The sequence below is a fragment of the Sphingomonas sp. genome, from assembly GCF_050725575.1.
Taxonomy (GTDB): Bacteria; Pseudomonadota; Alphaproteobacteria; order Sphingomonadales; family Sphingomonadaceae; genus Sphingomonas.
The window spans coordinates 89394-105548 of sequence record NZ_JBOHHW010000002.1 but is presented as its reverse complement, the minus strand read 5'-3'; the positions used below and the strand labels follow the sequence as shown (position 1 = coordinate 105548).

Below are 16155 nucleotides of genomic sequence, written 5' to 3'. Positions count from 1 at the left end.
TTCTCCTCTCGCATGACTGACACCTCCTCCACCGATACGCCGGCCGCGAGCGGCTGGCGTATCGACGAATCGGCCCGTACGGCGGCGATCGCTCAGCACGATATCGAATCGCTGCGTGACAGTTCGGCGCTCAAATCGATCACCGATTTCGCAGCGGCGCTGTGCGATGCGCCGATCTCACTGGTCAGCCTGGTTGAGGAACGGCGCCAAACCTTCCTCGCCCGCACCGGGCTGGCGGCGACGGAAACACCGCGCGAAACCTCCTTCTGCGCGTTCGCCATGCTTGGCGATGATGTGATGGTCGTGCCCGATGCGACCCGCGACCCGCGCTTTGCCGACAATCCGCTCGTCACCGGCGAGCCCAATATCCGTTTCTATGCCGGCGCCCCGCTGATCGCCGCCGACGGGACGCCGCTCGGGTCATTGTGCGTGATCGATTCCGTGCCGCGTACCGGTCTCACCCCGCTGCAGCGCCAGGGGCTGGTGACGCTGGCGGGATCGGTGATGGAGCGGCTCAACGACAGCCGTGACGCCGCTGCCTGGCGCGATTCTGAAAATGCCAGCCACCGCGCGCTCGCCGAAAGCCATAATCGCTTCCGCGTGCTTGCCGATTCGATGCCGCAAATGGTGTGGTCGAGCCGGCCCGACGGCTATCACGATTATTACAATGCGCGCTGGTACGACTTTACCGGCGTGCCGGAAGGATCGACTGACGGAGAGGAATGGAATGGCATATTCCATCCCGAGGATCGCGATCGCGCCTGGACCATCTGGCACCAGTCGCTGGAAAGCGGCGACCCCTATCAACTCGAATACCGGCTGCGCCGTGCCGATGGCGCCTATCGCTGGACCCTGGGCCGGGCGCTGCCGATTCGCGACGATGCCGGCACGATCACGCGCTGGTTCGGCACCTGCACCGACATTCACGAACAGAAAGAGGCAAGCGAGGAGCGCGAGGTCATCGCGCAGGAACTGAGCCACCGCATCAAGAACATCTTCGCGGTGATTTCCGGCCTGATCAGCTTTGCGGCGCGGATGAATCCCGGTTTCTCGCCGATCGCCGAGGATTTACGCGCGCGGGTGACGGCGCTGGGCCGGGCGCATGATTTCGTCCGGCCGCACAGCGCCCAATCGGCCCCTGCGCTGGCCCAGACCAGCCTGCACGGCCTGCTCGATGAGCTTTTCCGGCCTTATCAGCCGATCGGCGGGCGACGGATCATGGTCAGTGGGAGCGATGTCGAGATCGATGACCGCTCTGCGACACCATTGGCGCTGCTGTTCCATGAACTCGCCACCAACGCGACCAAATATGGCGCGCTGTCGATCGATAGCGGCCATATCACGCTGGACTGCGCGATCGACCATGACGGCGTGGTGCTGAACTGGGTCGAGCATAATGGGCCGACCGTGACGACGCCGCCGGCCAGTCACGGCTTCGGGTCGCAACTGATCGAAATGAGCGTGGTGCGCCAGTTGGGCGGCGCGATCGACCGGTCATGGGATGCTGCGGGGTTGCACATGACGGTGCGCGTGCCGGTATCGGCCTTCAGCCGGCGCTAGGCTCGTCTAGCAGAACGAAGTCATCGTTTGCACCCGGCGCCAATTTGCTCTTGGCGCTGGCCAACGCCGCGGCGGCAAGGATGGCGGAATCGCTGAACGGCTTGCGGACATAGCCAAGCGCGCCGCTGGGGCACGCGATCTGACCCGGATTGGCGGTCACGAACACAACCTTCATGCCGTAATCGCGTGCCAGCGTCTTCGCCAGATCGGGCCCGGTCGGGCCATCGCGCAGATTGATGTCGACCAGGGCGAAGCTGCACTCGCCCGCCACTTCGTCCGCCGCCCGGATCGCGCCGGTCTTGTCCGCCGCGATCGCCTTCACCGTATAGCCCGCACCAGTGAGGATGCGTTCCAGGTCGAGGGCGACGAAGATCTCGTCTTCTACGATGATCGCGGTTGCGGACATTCTTTTAGGCGGTTCCAAGCGGTTGTTCCTGCCAAGAACCATGCGGACCGTCATTTGTTCCTGATCGAGATCAATTCTTCAGCAGGAACACCGCATGTTCGGCCAGGAAATTGGCCGCCGCCGAGGTCGTTTGCTTGTCGCCCGACAGAAACCACGCGCCTTCAACGGTGAGTCCGCGATCATTTACCAGCGCGCGAAAGTCATCGATCGTGACATGGTGAATATTGGGCGTGTCGAACCATTGTTCGGGCAAAAGCCGCGTCACCGGCATCCGCCCGCCCCACAGCAGCGACGCGCGCACCCGCCAATGCGCGAAGTTGGGAAAGGACACGAACGCGCGCTGGCCGATCCGGAGCAGTTGATCGAGCACGGCGTCCGGGCGCCTGGTCGTCTGCAGGGTCTGGCTGAGGATCGCATAGTCGAAACTGGCGTCGGGATAATCGGCCAGGTCGGTATCGGCATCGCCCTGGATCACCGACAGGCCGCGCGACACCGCCGCCGCGACATTGGCCGCTTCGATCTCCAGCCCCCGCGCATCGACGCCGCGCGTGTCGCGCAGCGCCGCCATCAGCGCGCCGTCGCCGCACCCGACATCGAGCACGCGCGATCCTTGCGCGACATTGTCGGCGATGATCGCCAGATCGGGGCGCAGCGTCACGCGCCGACCCGCAAAAAGCCGTCGATCACCCGGTTCATCTCCGGCGAGTCGAGCAGAAACGCGTCGTGCCCGAACGGGCTCGACAATTCGACGAAGCTGACCGGTGCGCCCGCCGCGTTGAGCGCATGGACGATCGCGCGCGATTCGGGCGTCGGATAGAGCCAGTCGGTGTCGAAGCTGATCAGGCAGAAGCGCGCCTTGCTTGCCTTGAATGCGTTTGCGAGATGCCCGCCATGCTCCTCGGCGAGATCGAAATAATCCATCGCGCGAGTGATATAGAGATAGGAATTGGCGTCGAAGCGATCGACGAACGCAATGCCCTGATGACGCAGATAGCTCTCGATCTGGAAATCGGCGTCGAACCCGAATGATTTCGCACCGTCCGGCCGGTCGGGCCGCGCCTGCAGCCGCCGGCCGAACTTCTCGGTCAGCCCGGCTTCGGACAGATAGGTGATGTGCGCTGCCATCCGCGCCACGGCCAGCCCGGCGGCGGGCGGATCGCCGCCATTCTGACCATTTACGCCCTGATCCCCGCCATAATAGTCGCCGCCGCGCCATTTCGGGTCGGCCATCACCGCCTGGCGACCGACTTCGTGAAAAGCGATGTTCTGTGCGGTATGGCGCGCGGTCGATGCGATCACGACCGCCGCCCTGACCCGTTCGGGGAAAGTGGCGGGCCAGCTCAGCGCCTGCATTCCGCCCATCGACCCGCCGACCACCGCATGCAGCACGCCGACGCCGAGATGATCGAGCAGCATCGCCTGCGCACGCACCATGTCGCGGATCGTGATGACCGGAAACGCCATGGCCCAGGGCGCGCCGGTCGCCGGATTGACGCTCGCCGGGCCCGACGACCCCATGCAGCTGCCCAGGACATTGGCGCAGACGACAAAGTGCCGGTCGGTGTCGATTGGCAATCCCGCGCCGACCATGCCGGCCCACCATCCCGGCTTGCCGGTCCGCGGATGGGCGCTCGCGACATGCTGATCCATGGTCAGCGCGTGGCAGATCAGGATCGCATTGCTGCCCTCGGCATTCAGCGTGCCATAGGTTTCATAGGCGATATCGACCGGCGAGAGCAGTCCGCCGCCATCGAGCCGAAGCGGGCCGGGCAAGGTGACAGTACGGGCAAGGCCGAAGCGCTGATCAGTGGTGGACACGCCGCAGGCGCTAGCGAGTTCGCTGGCGCTTGTGAACACCCTGCACTCGGTTTGGGCAGATCATGCCTCCCGGGCGAAGCGGCCGGGGGACAGAAACACCCGCCAATCCTTGTCAATTCGTGGCGGAACGTTATGCCCCGCGGCCATGACCGCACCGATACCCAAACCCTGGATCATGGCGATCGCGCCGTACATCCCCGGCCGCTCGACCACGGATGATGGCCGCAAGGTCGCCAAGCTCTCGTCGAACGAGAATCCGCTCGGCACTTCGCCCAAGGCGCGCGAAGCCTTTGCGGCGGCGAAGCAGTCGCTCGAACGCTATCCCGATGCGAGCGGCGCGATCGTGCGCGAGGCGCTGGCGGAAAAGCACGGGCTCGATCCGCAGCGCATCATCTATGGCAATGGCTCGGACGAGATTCTCCATCTCGCCGCCGGTGCGTTCGCCGGACCGGGCGATGAGGTGATCTTCGTCCATTACGGTTTCGCGGTCTATGAAATCGCCGCGCGGCGCGTCGGCGCGGTGCCGGTGATTGCGGCGGACAAGGATTATGCGACTGATGTCGATGCGATCCTTGGCCATGTCACCGACAAGACCCGCATCGTCTATATCGCCAATCCCAACAACCCGACCGGCACCTATTCGCCGGCGTCGGAAATTGCGCGGCTCCATGCCGGCCTGCCGGGCCATGTGCTGCTCGTGATTGACCAGGCCTATGCCGAATATCTCGATCCGCAGGACGATGACGGTGGGATGGCGCTGGCCATGACTGCGCCCAATGTGCTCGTCACGCGCACCTTTTCGAAGATCCACGGCCTCGCCGCCGAACGGATTGGCTGGGGCTATGCTTCGGCTGCGATCGTCGAGGCACTGCACCGCATCCGCCTGCCCTTCAACATCACCATTGCCGGGCAGCAAGCCGCGGTCGCGGCGGTCGGCGATGCCGAATTCGTCGAACATACCCGCTCGCACAACGCGACCTGGCGCGCCTGGTTCGCGGAACAGATCGCCGCGCTGGGCAATGCCGGCCTGCGCGCCGTGCCGTCCAAGGCCAATTTCCTCCTTGTCCTGTTCGAAGGCGCGCTGACCGCCGAGGTCGCGTATAAGGGGCTGATGGATGCGGGCTATATCGTCCGCTGGCTGCCCGGCCAGGGGCTGCCGCACGGCCTGCGCATCACCATCGGTACGGAGGAGGAGACGCGCGGCGTCGCCGCTGCGCTACGTCAACTGGTCGAAAAGACCGCCTGATGCTGCCCTTTGCACGTGTCACGATCATCGGGCTCGGGCTGATCGGCTCCTCGATCGCGCGCGCGGTGCGCCAGGCCATGCCGACGGTGCGGCTGACCGGCCATGATGCCGATCCGGAGGTCCGCGCGACCGCTGATGCGTTGCAGCTGTGCGACGATATCACCGACACGGCCGGGACAGCGGTGATCGATGCCGATCTGGTCATCCTGTGCGTGCCGGTCGGCGCAATGGCTGCCGCTGCCGCCGGGTTCGCCGCCGATCTGCCCGCCGATGCGGTCGTCAGCGATGTCGGGTCGTGCAAGGCGGAGGTCGCGCGCGCGCTCGCCGCGGCATTGCCCGGTGCAACGGTCATCCCGGCACATCCCGTCGCGGGAACCGAGCGCAGCGGGCCCGAAGCGGGCTTTGCCAGCCTGTTCCATAAACGCTGGTGCATTCTGACCCCGGCCGAGGGCGCCGATCCGGTCGCGGTCGAGCGCCTCGCCGAATTCTGGCGGCGGCTTGGCGCCGATATCGAACTGATGGCGCCCGACCATCACGACCGCGTGCTCGCGGTGACCAGCCATTTGCCGCATCTCATCGCCTATACCATCGTCGGTACAGCCTCGGACCTGGAGGAAGTGACTCAGTCCGAAGTGATCAAATATTCCGCCGGCGGCTTCCGCGATTTCACGCGCATCGCCGCGTCCGATCCGACCATGTGGCGCGATGTGTTCCTGTCCAATCGCGAGGCGGTGCTCGACATGCTGCAGCGCTTTTCGGAGGATCTGACCGCGCTGCAGCGTGCGATCCGGCTCGGCAAGGGCGACGAACTGTTCGACCATTTCGAACGCACCCGGGCAATCCGGCGCGGCATCATCGAACAGGGTCAGGACGATCCGGCACCCGATTTCGGGCGCAGCCATGATTGATCGGGGCGGGGTATGCGGATGATATCGGTCGGCGCGCTCAATCTGCATATCGAGGAAGTGGGGCCGACGGACGGCCCGCTCGTCATCCTGCTGCACGGCTTTCCCGAAACATCGCGTGCCTGGCGCAAGGTCATGCAGCCGCTTGCCGACAAGGGATTGCGGGTGGTTGCGCCCGATCTGCGCGGTTACGGCAAGAGCGATGTGCCGGTGGGACGCGACGCCTATGCGCTCGACACGCTGGCGGCCGATGTGGTCGGCCTGGCGGATGCGCTTGGCGCGCCGACTTTCGCGCTGGTCGGGCATGACTGGGGCGGGATCGTCGCCTGGGCGGTCGCGGCGCGCTATCCGGAGCGGCTGAGCCAGCTGATCATCCTGAACGCGCCGCACACCGATACCGTAAAGGCCGAGATGCGCGCGCACCCGGCGCAGATATTGCGCAGCCTTTATGTCGGCTTCTTCCAGATTCCGCGCCTCCCGGAGGCGCTGCTCGGCGCGTTCCGCTACCGCGCGCTGCGCCGCTCGCTCACCCGCACCTCGCGCCCGCTCGCGTTCGATGCCGGCGATCTCGACGCCTATGTGGAAAGCTGGTCGCGCCCCGGCGGGTTGACCGCGATGCTCAACTATTATCGTGCGCTGCGGGTGCCACGTGCCCCGCTCGGGCGCATCCGCGTTCCGACCCTGATCCTGTGGGGCATGAAGGACGGCTTTCTCGGCGCTCATCTCGCCGATGCCGCTGCGGCGATGTGCGACGATGCACGCATCTCGCGATTCAACGAAGCGACGCACTGGATTCAGCACGAAGAGCCGCGCCAGGTTGCAACGAAGATCGCGGCGTTCATTCAAGGCTAGGGTCCAGACCCTAGAAACGGCGGGCCGATTCAACGCCGGCATCGGACGCGGCAACATGTGCGGGTCGGGTTTCGGCACCGCTCTTTGACATGACGAACAGCTACCGCCGCACTCCCTGTTTCCGGCACGAACAGGGAGCGGCCGCTCCCTGTTATCTCCCTGTTATTGATAACAGGGAGATTGGAAGTAAGGTACCGGGAAACATTGGAAAATTTCGGTCAAAATGCGTCCGCCAGACCGAAAAAATTGTTTTCCCGAATAACAGGGAGAAACAGGGAGTTTAGTGCAGGAACAGGGAGCGTGCGGATCGGATCGAACGGCCATTGTCGCGCACGGCGTCAGGCGCAACGCATGGACGCTTTTGCCGATGCGCTCGTCACAATTGCCGTACTGGTCGGTGCCAGCGCTACCGCTCACGCGCCTTCTTCTTGTTGCGGACGATAGCCGCGATGATTCCACCGACGACGACAATGCCGACCGCGCCGGCCACCACGTCGCTGGTCTTTGTATCTTTCTGCCGCCTGCGCTCACGTTCGCGCTCGCCGCGACGCCATTTATCGTACCGTTCCACGCTGGAGATCCAGCGCCCCTGCTCGCCGTCGCAGCGCAGGCGATTACTACCATCCGGATCGCCGCTCGGATCGCCGCCCGGATCGCCGCAATGTGGCCGCGCGAAACGCTCTTCCCGTCGCTCGCCCGGCCGGTCCTGCGCATGGGTGGGGCCGATGACCGACATCGCGCCGATCAGCCACGCGCCGGCGCTTGTCGCCAACATCCATCTTCCCGGATTCGGCCCCATCATCTTATTCCTTGCACGCCGACCTCCTTGGGGCCGCGATGCAAGAAGGGGCGCCGGACATTGCCGCAGCATGGCGCGAGCCGGAGGCCCATTGCCTCGGTCAGCAGCCCAGGGCGGGCTTCGCGAAATCGTCGAAGCGCCAGCCATCCGCTGTGCGGTGGGCATAGAAGGTATAGAAGCAGCGCTGCTCGTGGGTGGTGCTCGGCGCGTACTCGGTGCGTATCTTCGGCCGGCCGCCATGCCGGCCGCCCTCGGCACGGGTGATGGCCTCCCCTTGCTGGGTGGTCGTCTCGACCTCCAGCCATTGATAGGCACGCCGGCCATCGGGCAGGTCGCGGACGTCGACCGGCGGTCCGTACTTCGCCATCACCGCTTCGGGCGAGCGGCCCATATATCCCCGCATGATATCCGCTGAGCAAGCGGCCAGGGACAGTGTCGCCACGGCCAGAACGGGCAGATTCAGGGAAAGACGCGATCTCATCACTGGCTCCATTGTCGTTGGAGAGCCGACGTGCGGCGAGAAGGTTGCGTCAGGGTTGCGGCGCGGCAACGAATTCCAGCCGCATGATCGTGCCGCCGCCGGGCGCATCGAGCGCCTCCACCCAGCCGCCATGTCGATCCATGACTTGCCGGACCAGATTCAGGCCAAGGCCAGCGCCGGTCTGTCGGGCGCGCAGGCGGTGGAACGGCTCGAACACCATATCGCGCTCTTCGATCGGGATTCCCGGACCGTCATCCTCGACATCGATGACAGGGCCGTCGACCCGAATGACGACCCGGCAGCCGCCATGTTCGATCGCGTTCTGGATCAGGTTGGTCAGCACGCGCTCGATCGCAGGCGGATCCCCTCGCACCAGCCCGGCACCGAGATCGACGACTTCCAGGTCACGGCCATGGGCAATCGCAAGGGGGGCTAGGTCGGCCGCCACCCGGCGGGCGATCGCACCGAGATTCACAACGTCGTCCGGCGGTGCGGTCCGGCCGATCCGCTGAAGATCGAGCAACTGCTCGGCGAGCGTGGCGAGGCGTGCGACGTCACGTCCGAATCGCTGCGCGATCATCCGGTCGCCCGATGCCTCGATCTTCGCCTGGAGGATTGCGATCGGCGTCCGCAATTCATGCGCCGCGTCGACGATGAACCGCTGATGGCGATCATACCCCTCGTCGAGCCGCTGCAGCGCGCCGTTGACCGCGCCGACCAGCGGCGCGACTTCCAGCGGGATGTCGGCCGCCGAAAGGCGGTGGCCGCGGCGGTCGATATCGATCCGTCCGGCCTCGTCGGCGATGACCGACAGACCCGCCAGGGCACGTCGCACGATCAGCGGCGTGGCGACGAGAGTCACCACCGCCAGCAGGCCGAGGATCGGAATCATCAGCAGGTTGGACAGGAACAGCACGACGAATGTCATGCTGAACAAATCTCCCTTGCCGAACACGGTAAACTCCCCGGCGGGTCCCGACGCACGGCGGATGATCGCCAGATTGGAGAAGGGCGCGGTCGTGTCGCGGATATCCGCAAAGGTCATCCGGTCCAGATGCTGGGCCATCGACCGGTACATTTCGGGTGTCTCGCCGGTCGTCACCACCTCGCCGCGATCATTGCGCGCAACGAACCAGAAATCGGGTACGTTGCGCCGCAGCGCGGCAAGCTCGTCGGTTTCCCACAAGCGGAGCCGTCCATCCGGGGCACGCGAGATCGCCTGCGCCGCGACTCTCGCGAATTCGGGACTGACCAGTACGCCGCCCTCGTCCGCCCGGACCAGATAGCCGACGAAGATCACCCCGAACAGAAGGAGGATGCCGGAATGGAAGAACAGCAACCTGGCGATCAGGCGTCGCTTGAGCGAGGTCGCCTTTATTGTCTTCACGCCGGCTGGCACAGCAGATAGCCGACGCCGCGAATGGCATGGATCTCGACGCCGGCGCCCGCTTCCGCCAATCGCCGGCGCAGCCGCGATATGTGCGAATCGAGCGTGTTGGACTGGATTTCGTCATCGAAGCCATAGACCGCGTCTTCCAGCGCCCCGCGTTGCACGGTGCGGCCGCGCCGCCGCATCAGCGCGGCAAGCACGAGCAGCTCGCGCCGCGGCAGGTCGAGCCGCTTGCCCGCGACGATCGCCTCGTTATTGACCAGATCATAGACGAGCCGGCCGAGCTGGACTTGCTGGGTGGGCAGGCTGGTCGGCCGCCGCCGCACCGCGCGGATGCGGGCAAGCATTTCCTCCATCGCGAACGGCTTGGCGAGATAGTCGTCGGCGCCGTGATCGAGGCCGGAGACGCGATCAATCACGTCGCCGCGCGCCGTGATGACGATGACCGGCATGCCCGGATTGCCGTGCCGCAACTCGGACAGCAACGAAAGCCCGTCGCCGTCGGGCAGCGTACGGTCGAGCAGGACAAGATCGCCGCAGCTCGACAACAACGCCTCGCGGGCATCGGCAAGACTGGCGACATGGTTCACCACATAGCCTTCCCGCTCCAGCACGGTGCGCAACGCGGTTGCCATCTCCATCTCGTCTTCGACCAGCAGGATTCGCAAGATCGTCTCCCGGTTTCCGCCCTGCCGGCATCGGCCAGGCGGCTCATATGCGCCGCCTGGCCGATGATATCGGGGCTGTTTTAGAAGCCCACCGACATTCCCAACAGAATCTTCGACGATTTGAAGCCGTCGCCATAGTTCACGCGATCATACTCCGCGCGCAAGAAATAGCCGGAGGATATCGCGGTTTCGATACCGCCGCCGTAGAGGATTCCGCCTTCGGTCGCGCTGCTTTCCTTGTCCTTCAGGGCAATGTCGCGAAAGTCGGTCTTTTCGCGTACCCGCAGCCAGCTATAGCCGGCCCGCCCATAGAGGAGCACCGACGGGGCGGGCAGGACGCCGACGCGTCCGGAGGCATCCCAGTTCCAGCGCGGCTTGATCGAATAATCGCCCGCCACGCTCTCCGTACGCAGCGTCTTTCCGCCGCGCCCGAACCCGGCCTCCCCGCCAATCACGAATGCGCTGCCAATCTGCGCGTCATAGCCAATATGTGCGCGATAGCCGATGCCGCCGCGCTTTTCGTCGATTCTGGTTGCGATGCGCGGCAGCGAATAGTCGCCATCGTGCCAGCGATAATCCAGCGATGCGCCGATCTTGACGCCGCTGAATGTGGCGTCTTCGGTCGATTGAGCGAGCGATGCTGTCGGCACAAGCGCCAGGGCGGCGGCAATCAGGTAACAACTCTTCATTGTACACGTCCTTGATTCTGAAACCGCCGGACGGGCGGCCGAACCATGGTCGATGACAAGAATTGCCTGAGCATTGCGGCACTCGCCGCCCGGGATTACCGCAGCGCGGCGTTAATCAGGCTGGCGTACATCCAGCGAATTGATTGCGGCATGGACCCGTGCCTCGGCTTCGGCGCGGGGCAGGCCGGGCGGGATGACCTCGCCGAAGCGGAACGTCACTGTCCCGGGCAGCTTCGGGCCATGTCTCGGCCAGACCTTCCCGGAATCGATTGCGATCGGCACCACCGGGATCTTCAACATCTGGTACAGGCCGGCAAAGCCGGCGCGCAGCGGCGGCTGCTCGCCCGGCGGAACGCGCGTGCCTTCGGGAAAGATCAGGATCGACCGTCCTTCCGCGAGCGCGACCTTCGCCTCGCGCAGCATTCGCCGCAGCGCGCCGGCCGATGCCTCGCGGTCGACGACGATGACGCCATAGCGTCGCGCCGCCCAGCCCCACACCGGAATGCTCGCCAGTTCCTGCTTCATCACGATCGCCGGCGTCCTGAGCATCCGGCCGAGCTCGAGCGTCTCGTACATCGCCTGGTGCTTGGCGGCGTAGATCACCGGGCCCGCACCGAACTGCGTGCCTTCGACCTGCTGGTTGATGCCCAGGATGGTGCGCGACGCCCAGTGGTGGAATTTGGTCCAGAGATGCGTGTTGGCGATGATCGCCTTGCGCCCGAACAGCGCTGTGATCGGCGTGGCCAGGACGATCGGTACCGATATTGTGTAGAAGACCAGCTGGAAGAGCAGCGTACGCAGCGCGTTCATCGGCCGATCCCGATCCAGAGGGCGACCCGGCGGAGCAGCAGCTTGTTATATTCGGCGACGAGCAGGGCGTAGCGCGGCTTGCTCGGCACGCCGTCGCCGACCACCGTCACATCATCGTCCAGCGCATTGACCAGCTCCATCTGCGCGCGCGCGACGTGCCAGTCCGACGTCACCAGCCGTACCGACTTGTAATGATGCTCGCGCACCCAGCGAGCGGTTTCTTCGGCATTGGATCTGGTATCGACCGCCTCATGGCCCAGGTCGACGCAACAGGCGAACAGCCTGGACGAGCTCTTATACTGTGCCGCAAGCTCAACCGGCCGTACCTCCGGCGCGACACCGGTGACCAGCATGCGCTGGGCCGCCTTCCGCTTCATCAGCGCCAGGCCGCGGTCGATCCGCCCCGCGCCGCCGGTCGGTACGACGATCGCGTCGGTATGGACGTCATCAAGCGGCTTGGGCAGTGCGAGCATGAACAGCGCGAAGCCAAGCAGCCACAGGATGATGGCGACGAGCAAGGTGCGCCAGATCACAGGATCTTCCTCAGCACGCCCAGCACCGCGATGCGCGCGGCGAAGGTCGCGAGCAGGGCAAAGGCGACGGGCAGAAGCGCGAGCAGCAGCCAGTCGCGCACGCCGAGCGTCAGGCCGCTGAGCAGGTCGGAGCCAAGCGTGCCGAGCTGCAACCCGATCAGGCCGATCAGGCCACATGCCAGCATCGTGCCGAGGATGCCGCCGAGCAGCGTATCGAGCGCGATGCGGCGCTGAAACAGCCGCGCGACCTGGACATCGGTCGATCCCAGCATGTGCAGCACCTGGATCGTGTCGCGATGCGTCTCCAGTCCGGCGCGCGCGGCGAGGATCACCACCGCTGCGGTCGCCGCCGCCATCAGCAGGACCAGCGCCGTGGCCAGAGCGGTGACCATGGTCATGAAGTTGCTCACCGGCGACATCCATGTCTCATGGCGATCAACCCGCGCGGCGGGGGCCACCGCCTGCACCGCCGCGGTAACGCGCGCAACCGCCGCATCGCTGCCGGCGCCGAGATCGACATCGATCATCGCTGGGATCGGCAAATCGGGATCGGCACCGTCCGCGCCCAGCCAGGGACGCAGCAATGACGCCAGTTCGGCCCGGTCGACCAGGGTCGCCTTTGACACGTCGGGCAGGCCGCGCAGCACCGCGACCGTGGCGGCCGCCTGCGTATCGCGCGTGCGTTCGACCGGCTCGACGATCTGCACCGTCAGCCGCCCGGCCAGCTGGCGGTCGAGCAGGTTGGCGGCCGACCGCGTGCCCAGCCCCAATGCGCCGGCCAGCACAGTCAGGAACAGCATGATTGCCATGATCCAGCCCATCGCGCGGGTGCGGCGGCTCTCGTCGAGCAGGCGGCGATCGGCGGCGGAGGGAATGAGGTTGATACTCATGTCTCGTCGTCTGGCGGCGGGAAGCGCAGCGAGCCGGTCGGGTCGAGCAGTCGTCCATTGTCGAGCCGCATCATATGCGCGCCGGGGATACGCCCGAGCAGATGGAAGTCATGCGTCGCCACCACCACGGTGGTGCCGAGCCGGTTGAGCGAATCGAACAGATGGAGCAGCCGTTCGGCCATGTCGGGATCGACATTGCCGGTCGGTTCGTCGGCGACGAGGATCTCGGGCCGGCCGATCACGGCGCGGGCGATGGCGACGCGCTGCTGCTCGCCGCCAGACAAAGTGCGCGGCTTGGCCGCGATCCGGTCCGACAAGCCGACCCAGGCGAGCATCTCGCGGACCGGCGCCTCGACATCGCTTTCCGACACACCCGAGACGCGCAAGGGGAGCGCGATATTGTCATAGGCCGACAAATGCGAGAGCAGCCGGAAATCCTGGAACACCACGCCGATACGGCGTCGGAAGCCAGGCAGCCGCTTGCGCGGCAGCGTCACCGCATCCTCCCCGAACAGCCGGATCATGCCGCGGGTCGGGCGCTGTGCGAGATAGAGCAGCTTGAGCAATGACGTCTTGCCTGCACCCGATGCGCCGGTCAGAAAATAGAATGAACCGCTCGCCAGCGTGAAACTGACGTCGGACAGCGTCTCCTGGCCCGTGCCGTAGCGCAGCCCCACATTTTCGAACTGCACGATATTGGCCATTACCGGCGCACGCCCACTCGCTCTTAGATCAGCCCCGCCCTGCCATCGCACGTTCGCACCCGCGGCATCAAGCACGCCGGGGCAATTGGGCGCGGGACTTGCCACACGCGGCCATCGGGTGTTTAGTTTTGGGTCACCACCCGGCGGCCGTAAAGCGTCCAATCATGATCCTCGAATGCACCCAGTGCCGTACCCGATACCTCGTCCCCGACTCGGCAATCGGAGCGGATGGGCGCACCGTGCGCTGTGCGAGCTGCAAGCATAGCTGGTTCCAGCCCGGGGTCGTGCTCGATCTGGTGGAACGGGCCGAAGCGCCTGCGGCTCCGCGCTCCGCCGCTCCACCTGCCGCCGCACCGCCCGTTGCGGAGCCCGTGTCGCCGCCCTCCCCACCCCCGCCCCCGCCCCCGCCCCCGCCCCCGCCGTCGCCGTCGCCGTCGCCGTCGCGGGTCGAACCGGCCTATGCGTCCGATGACGACGATGATTATGACGCCTTTGCGCACCGCGCGCCGTTTCGCCCGCGGCGCAATCCGGCGCGGCAATGGACGATGGTGGCGATCGCCGCCGGGGTCGCCATGCTGGCCGGGGTTGGTGTCCTGCTCTATTCCGACGCACCGGGCATTGCCTCGCGGCTCGGCTTTGCGCTGACCCCGGTGGAAACGCCGCTCACTCTGGTCGCCAACAAGCTCGACCGCCGCGATCTGCTCAGCGGCAGCCAGTTGTTCGCGGTCAGCGGCAAGGTGGTCAATCCGACCGACGCGCGCCAATCAGTCCCCGATATCCGTGCGGAACTGCGCGATGCACAGGGGCGACTGGTCTATAGCTGGACGATCCGGCCCGAGGCGACGACACTGCCGCCGCGCGGCACGGTCGAGTTCAACAGCGCAAAGCTCGATGTGCCGGTCAATTCGAAGAAGCTGGCGCTGAGCTTCGCCGACGAAGCGCCGCGCTGATCATCCAGAAGCGCGCGCCGTGGAGCAGGGTCGCAGCGACCATGCCCAGTCCCGAGGCATAGACCAGCCCCATCGGTCCGACGCCGTGATGGAGCATCCACCAGCCCGCACCGCCGGTCACCAGGAAGAAGGCGATGATGCTGTTGGCCCCGGCGACCACCTGATCGCCGAGTGAACGCAGCGCATAGACGAACACCACCTGCACGCCGTCGAACAGGATGAACGGCGCCCACACCGGCAGCATCGCCAAGGCGAGCGTATGAACGCCGGCCACCGCCGGAAATGCCGCCACCAGCGGCGCGCGCGCCACCACCAGGATCACCGCGAGCAGCGCGGTCGCCAGCGCCGCGACGGTCGCGGCAATCAGGGTGCGCGGAATCGCCTGCGCCGCATCGCCCTCACCCACCGCATTGCCCGCCCGAACCCCGGCCGCCGATCCCAGCCCGAGCGCGACACCGAACGTGACGTTGTGGATCGAGAAGACGATCTGGAATGCGTGGGTGGTGACGTCGCCAAGCTGAGTCGACAGCGCGATCAGGATCGAAAAGCCGGCCAGCTCAAGCCCCGACGCGATCGCCGGCACCACCCCGAACAGTGCGAGCCGCGCAGCACCCGCCGGTACATCGCGCCACGCCGCCCGTGAAAAGTCGTGCACGCCCCGGGCGACGGCGCGCGGCAACGTCCAGACCGCACCGATCATCCCGACCGCGCCAAAGGCCGACGCGATCGCCGTCGCGGTCGCGGCGCCCACCGCGCCCATCACCGGAAATCCGAGATGTCCGCCCGACATCGCCCAGGCGAGCACAGCATTGAACGGCAGCATCAGCAGGTTGATGGTCATCACCCGGCGCGGGCGGCTGACCCCTTCGAGGAAGAAACTCGCCGCGACGATCACCATCTGGAACGGATAGGACAGCGCCATGATCTGCACGACGCGCGCGGCGGGGCCGACCAGCGCGTCGGCAACGCCCATGCCGGCGAGCATCGGTGCGGCGAACAGGCTGAGCAGCAGCGCGCTGACCGATCCGAGCAGCAGCGCGAGCGCCAGGCCTTCGCGCAGCACGCCCCCGGTGCGTTTCAGGTCGCCCGCCCCGTCGGCGCGCGACACGAACACCAGTACACCGGACAGCCAGGCCAGGCCGGTGACGATCGTCACAAAGGTCAGCGACCGGCTCGCGCCCAGCGCCGCGACCTGATCGGTGCTGACCAGGCCGACCACGATCACATCGGTCAGATGCAGGATCGTCCAGTTCAGGCTGGTCAGCGCGACCGGCCAGGCGAGCGCGAGGATGCGCCGCGTTTCGGCCGAAATGGAGAAGGGCGCGGCCGTCGACATGGCGGCCCTGCTATAGCGTGCGGGATGCCGGGGGAAGGGCGTAAGCTCCGGATGCGCCGCTGGTGATGCGTTCCCCGGTTGCTATCTGTCGAACTGCTTGCTAGGGGCGCTCCCCTAC

General features: G+C 66.1%; 18 protein-coding genes. 5 read left to right on the top strand and 13 right to left on the bottom strand.

The genetic code is table 11. The features are described 5' to 3' along the window. Window positions 1–12 precede the first annotated feature (12 nt). Window positions 13–1560 carry a sensor histidine kinase gene (locus tag ACRECS_RS01700; protein WP_431581219.1) on the top strand — a complete coding sequence of 516 codons (1548 nt, stop codon included), beginning with the start codon at window positions 13–15 and terminating at the stop codon, window positions 1558–1560. Here ACRECS_RS01700 and ACRECS_RS01695 read toward each other — a convergent pair. The 3 genes from ACRECS_RS01695 to metX form a co-directional block, all read right to left on the bottom strand. Beyond that, a complete protein-coding gene (locus ACRECS_RS01695; RefSeq protein ID WP_431581218.1) occupies window positions 1547–1966 on the bottom strand; it encodes a response regulator in 420 nt (139 codons plus the stop codon). The genes ACRECS_RS01700 and ACRECS_RS01695 overlap by 14 nt on opposite strands. A 70-nt stretch (window positions 1967–2036) precedes the next feature. After that, a complete protein-coding gene (gene metW / locus ACRECS_RS01690; protein ID WP_431581217.1) occupies window positions 2037–2624 on the bottom strand; it encodes a methionine biosynthesis protein MetW in 588 nt (195 codons plus the stop codon). Beyond that, complete coding sequence (metX, locus tag ACRECS_RS01685) at window positions 2621–3784, bottom strand: homoserine O-acetyltransferase MetX (protein WP_431581216.1); 1164 nt, start codon at window positions 3782–3784, stop codon at window positions 2621–2623. The genes metW and metX overlap by 4 nt, the downstream gene beginning before the upstream one ends. Window positions 3785–3929: 145 nt before the next feature. On the opposite strand from metX, the gene hisC reads away from it, so the two are divergent. The 3 genes from hisC to ACRECS_RS01670 are packed head-to-tail and all read left to right on the top strand — an operon-like array spanning window position 3930 to window position 6787. Continuing rightward, a complete protein-coding gene (gene hisC / locus ACRECS_RS01680) occupies window positions 3930–5030 on the top strand; it encodes a histidinol-phosphate transaminase (protein ID WP_431581215.1) in 1101 nt (366 codons plus the stop codon). Beyond that, window positions 5030–5938, top strand: coding sequence for a prephenate/arogenate dehydrogenase family protein (locus ACRECS_RS01675; RefSeq protein ID WP_431581214.1), 909 nt, complete (start codon window positions 5030–5032; stop codon window positions 5936–5938). The genes hisC and ACRECS_RS01675 overlap by 1 nt, the downstream gene beginning before the upstream one ends. 12 nt (window positions 5939–5950) lie before the next feature. Then, complete coding sequence (locus ACRECS_RS01670) at window positions 5951–6787, top strand: alpha/beta fold hydrolase (RefSeq protein WP_431581213.1); 837 nt, start codon at window positions 5951–5953, stop codon at window positions 6785–6787. Between the two features lie 406 nt (window positions 6788–7193). On the opposite strand, the gene ACRECS_RS01665 is transcribed toward ACRECS_RS01670, so the two are convergent. The 9 genes from ACRECS_RS01665 to ftsE all read right to left on the bottom strand — a co-directional run bounded on the left by ACRECS_RS01665 (window position 7194) and on the right by ftsE (window position 13751). Further along, window positions 7194–7562, bottom strand: coding sequence for a hypothetical protein (locus tag ACRECS_RS01665; RefSeq protein ID WP_431581212.1), 369 nt, complete (start codon window positions 7560–7562; stop codon window positions 7194–7196). Between the two features lie 124 nt (window positions 7563–7686). Continuing rightward, complete coding sequence (locus ACRECS_RS01660) at window positions 7687–8067, bottom strand: hypothetical protein (RefSeq protein ID WP_431581211.1); 381 nt, start codon at window positions 8065–8067, stop codon at window positions 7687–7689. A gap of 49 nt (window positions 8068–8116) precedes the next feature. Further along, a complete protein-coding gene (locus ACRECS_RS01655; RefSeq protein ID WP_431581210.1) occupies window positions 8117–9454 on the bottom strand; it encodes a sensor histidine kinase in 1338 nt (445 codons plus the stop codon). Further along, complete coding sequence (locus ACRECS_RS01650) at window positions 9451–10125, bottom strand: response regulator transcription factor (protein ID WP_431581209.1); 675 nt, start codon at window positions 10123–10125, stop codon at window positions 9451–9453. The genes ACRECS_RS01655 and ACRECS_RS01650 overlap by 4 nt, the downstream gene beginning before the upstream one ends. Before the next feature lie 80 nt (window positions 10126–10205). Next, window positions 10206–10814, bottom strand: a complete 609-nt coding sequence (locus tag ACRECS_RS01645) for an outer membrane protein (protein WP_431581208.1) — start codon at window positions 10812–10814, stop codon at window positions 10206–10208. A 111-nt stretch (window positions 10815–10925) separates the two neighbouring features. Next, window positions 10926–11624 carry a lysophospholipid acyltransferase family protein gene (locus ACRECS_RS01640; protein WP_431581207.1) on the bottom strand — a complete coding sequence of 233 codons (699 nt, stop codon included), beginning with the start codon at window positions 11622–11624 and terminating at the stop codon, window positions 10926–10928. Then, the gene (locus ACRECS_RS01635; protein WP_431581206.1) at window positions 11621–12157 is read right to left on the bottom strand and encodes a YdcF family protein; all 537 of its coding nucleotides are present in this window, start codon (window positions 12155–12157) and stop codon (window positions 11621–11623) included. Before ACRECS_RS01635 ends, ACRECS_RS01640 begins: the two co-directional genes overlap by 4 nt. Next, entirely contained in the window at window positions 12154–13047 is an 894-nt protein-coding gene (locus tag ACRECS_RS01630) for a cell division protein FtsX (RefSeq protein ID WP_431581205.1), read from the bottom strand. The genes ACRECS_RS01635 and ACRECS_RS01630 overlap by 4 nt, the downstream gene beginning before the upstream one ends. Then, window positions 13044–13751, bottom strand: coding sequence for a cell division ATP-binding protein FtsE (gene ftsE, locus ACRECS_RS01625; RefSeq protein ID WP_431581204.1), 708 nt, complete (start codon window positions 13749–13751; stop codon window positions 13044–13046). The genes ACRECS_RS01630 and ftsE overlap by 4 nt, the downstream gene beginning before the upstream one ends. 164 nt (window positions 13752–13915) lie before the next feature. Here ftsE and ACRECS_RS01620 point away from each other — a divergent pair, with 164 nt between their 5' ends. Continuing rightward, a complete protein-coding gene (locus ACRECS_RS01620; RefSeq protein ID WP_431581203.1) occupies window positions 13916–14701 on the top strand; it encodes an MJ0042-type zinc finger domain-containing protein in 786 nt (261 codons plus the stop codon). On the opposite strand, the gene ACRECS_RS01615 is transcribed toward ACRECS_RS01620, so the two are convergent. Beyond that, window positions 14652–16037 (bottom strand): MATE family efflux transporter, encoded by a 1386-nt coding sequence (locus ACRECS_RS01615; RefSeq protein ID WP_431581202.1) that lies wholly within the window; start codon window positions 16035–16037, stop codon window positions 14652–14654. The genes ACRECS_RS01620 and ACRECS_RS01615 overlap by 50 nt on opposite strands. Between the last annotated feature and the right edge of the window lie 118 nt (window positions 16038–16155).

Excerpts from the sequence above, each read along its gene's own strand:
- ACRECS_RS01700 (WP_431581219.1), top strand. The coding sequence starts at position 13 with ATGACTGACACCTCCTCCACCGATACGCCGGCCGCGAGCGGCTGGCGT.
- ACRECS_RS01695 (WP_431581218.1), bottom strand. The coding sequence starts at position 1,966 with ATGTCCGCAACCGCGATCATCGTAGAAGACGAGATCTTCGTCGCCCTC.
- hisC (WP_431581215.1), top strand. The coding sequence starts at position 3,930 with ATGACCGCACCGATACCCAAACCCTGGATCATGGCGATCGCGCCGTAC.
- ACRECS_RS01675 (WP_431581214.1), top strand. The coding sequence starts at position 5,030 with ATGCTGCCCTTTGCACGTGTCACGATCATCGGGCTCGGGCTGATCGGC.
- ACRECS_RS01670 (WP_431581213.1), top strand. The coding sequence starts at position 5,951 with ATGCGGATGATATCGGTCGGCGCGCTCAATCTGCATATCGAGGAAGTG.
- ACRECS_RS01665 (WP_431581212.1), bottom strand. The coding sequence starts at position 7,562 with ATGTTGGCGACAAGCGCCGGCGCGTGGCTGATCGGCGCGATGTCGGTC.
- ACRECS_RS01660 (WP_431581211.1), bottom strand. The coding sequence starts at position 8,067 with ATGAGATCGCGTCTTTCCCTGAATCTGCCCGTTCTGGCCGTGGCGACA.
- ACRECS_RS01645 (WP_431581208.1), bottom strand. The coding sequence starts at position 10,814 with ATGAAGAGTTGTTACCTGATTGCCGCCGCCCTGGCGCTTGTGCCGACA.
- ACRECS_RS01640 (WP_431581207.1), bottom strand. The coding sequence starts at position 11,624 with ATGAACGCGCTGCGTACGCTGCTCTTCCAGCTGGTCTTCTACACAATA.
- ACRECS_RS01630 (WP_431581205.1), bottom strand. The coding sequence starts at position 13,047 with ATGAGTATCAACCTCATTCCCTCCGCCGCCGATCGCCGCCTGCTCGAC.
- ftsE (WP_431581204.1), bottom strand. The coding sequence starts at position 13,751 with ATGGCCAATATCGTGCAGTTCGAAAATGTGGGGCTGCGCTACGGCACG.
- ACRECS_RS01620 (WP_431581203.1), top strand. The coding sequence starts at position 13,916 with ATGATCCTCGAATGCACCCAGTGCCGTACCCGATACCTCGTCCCCGAC.
- ACRECS_RS01615 (WP_431581202.1), bottom strand. The coding sequence starts at position 16,037 with ATGTCGACGGCCGCGCCCTTCTCCATTTCGGCCGAAACGCGGCGCATC.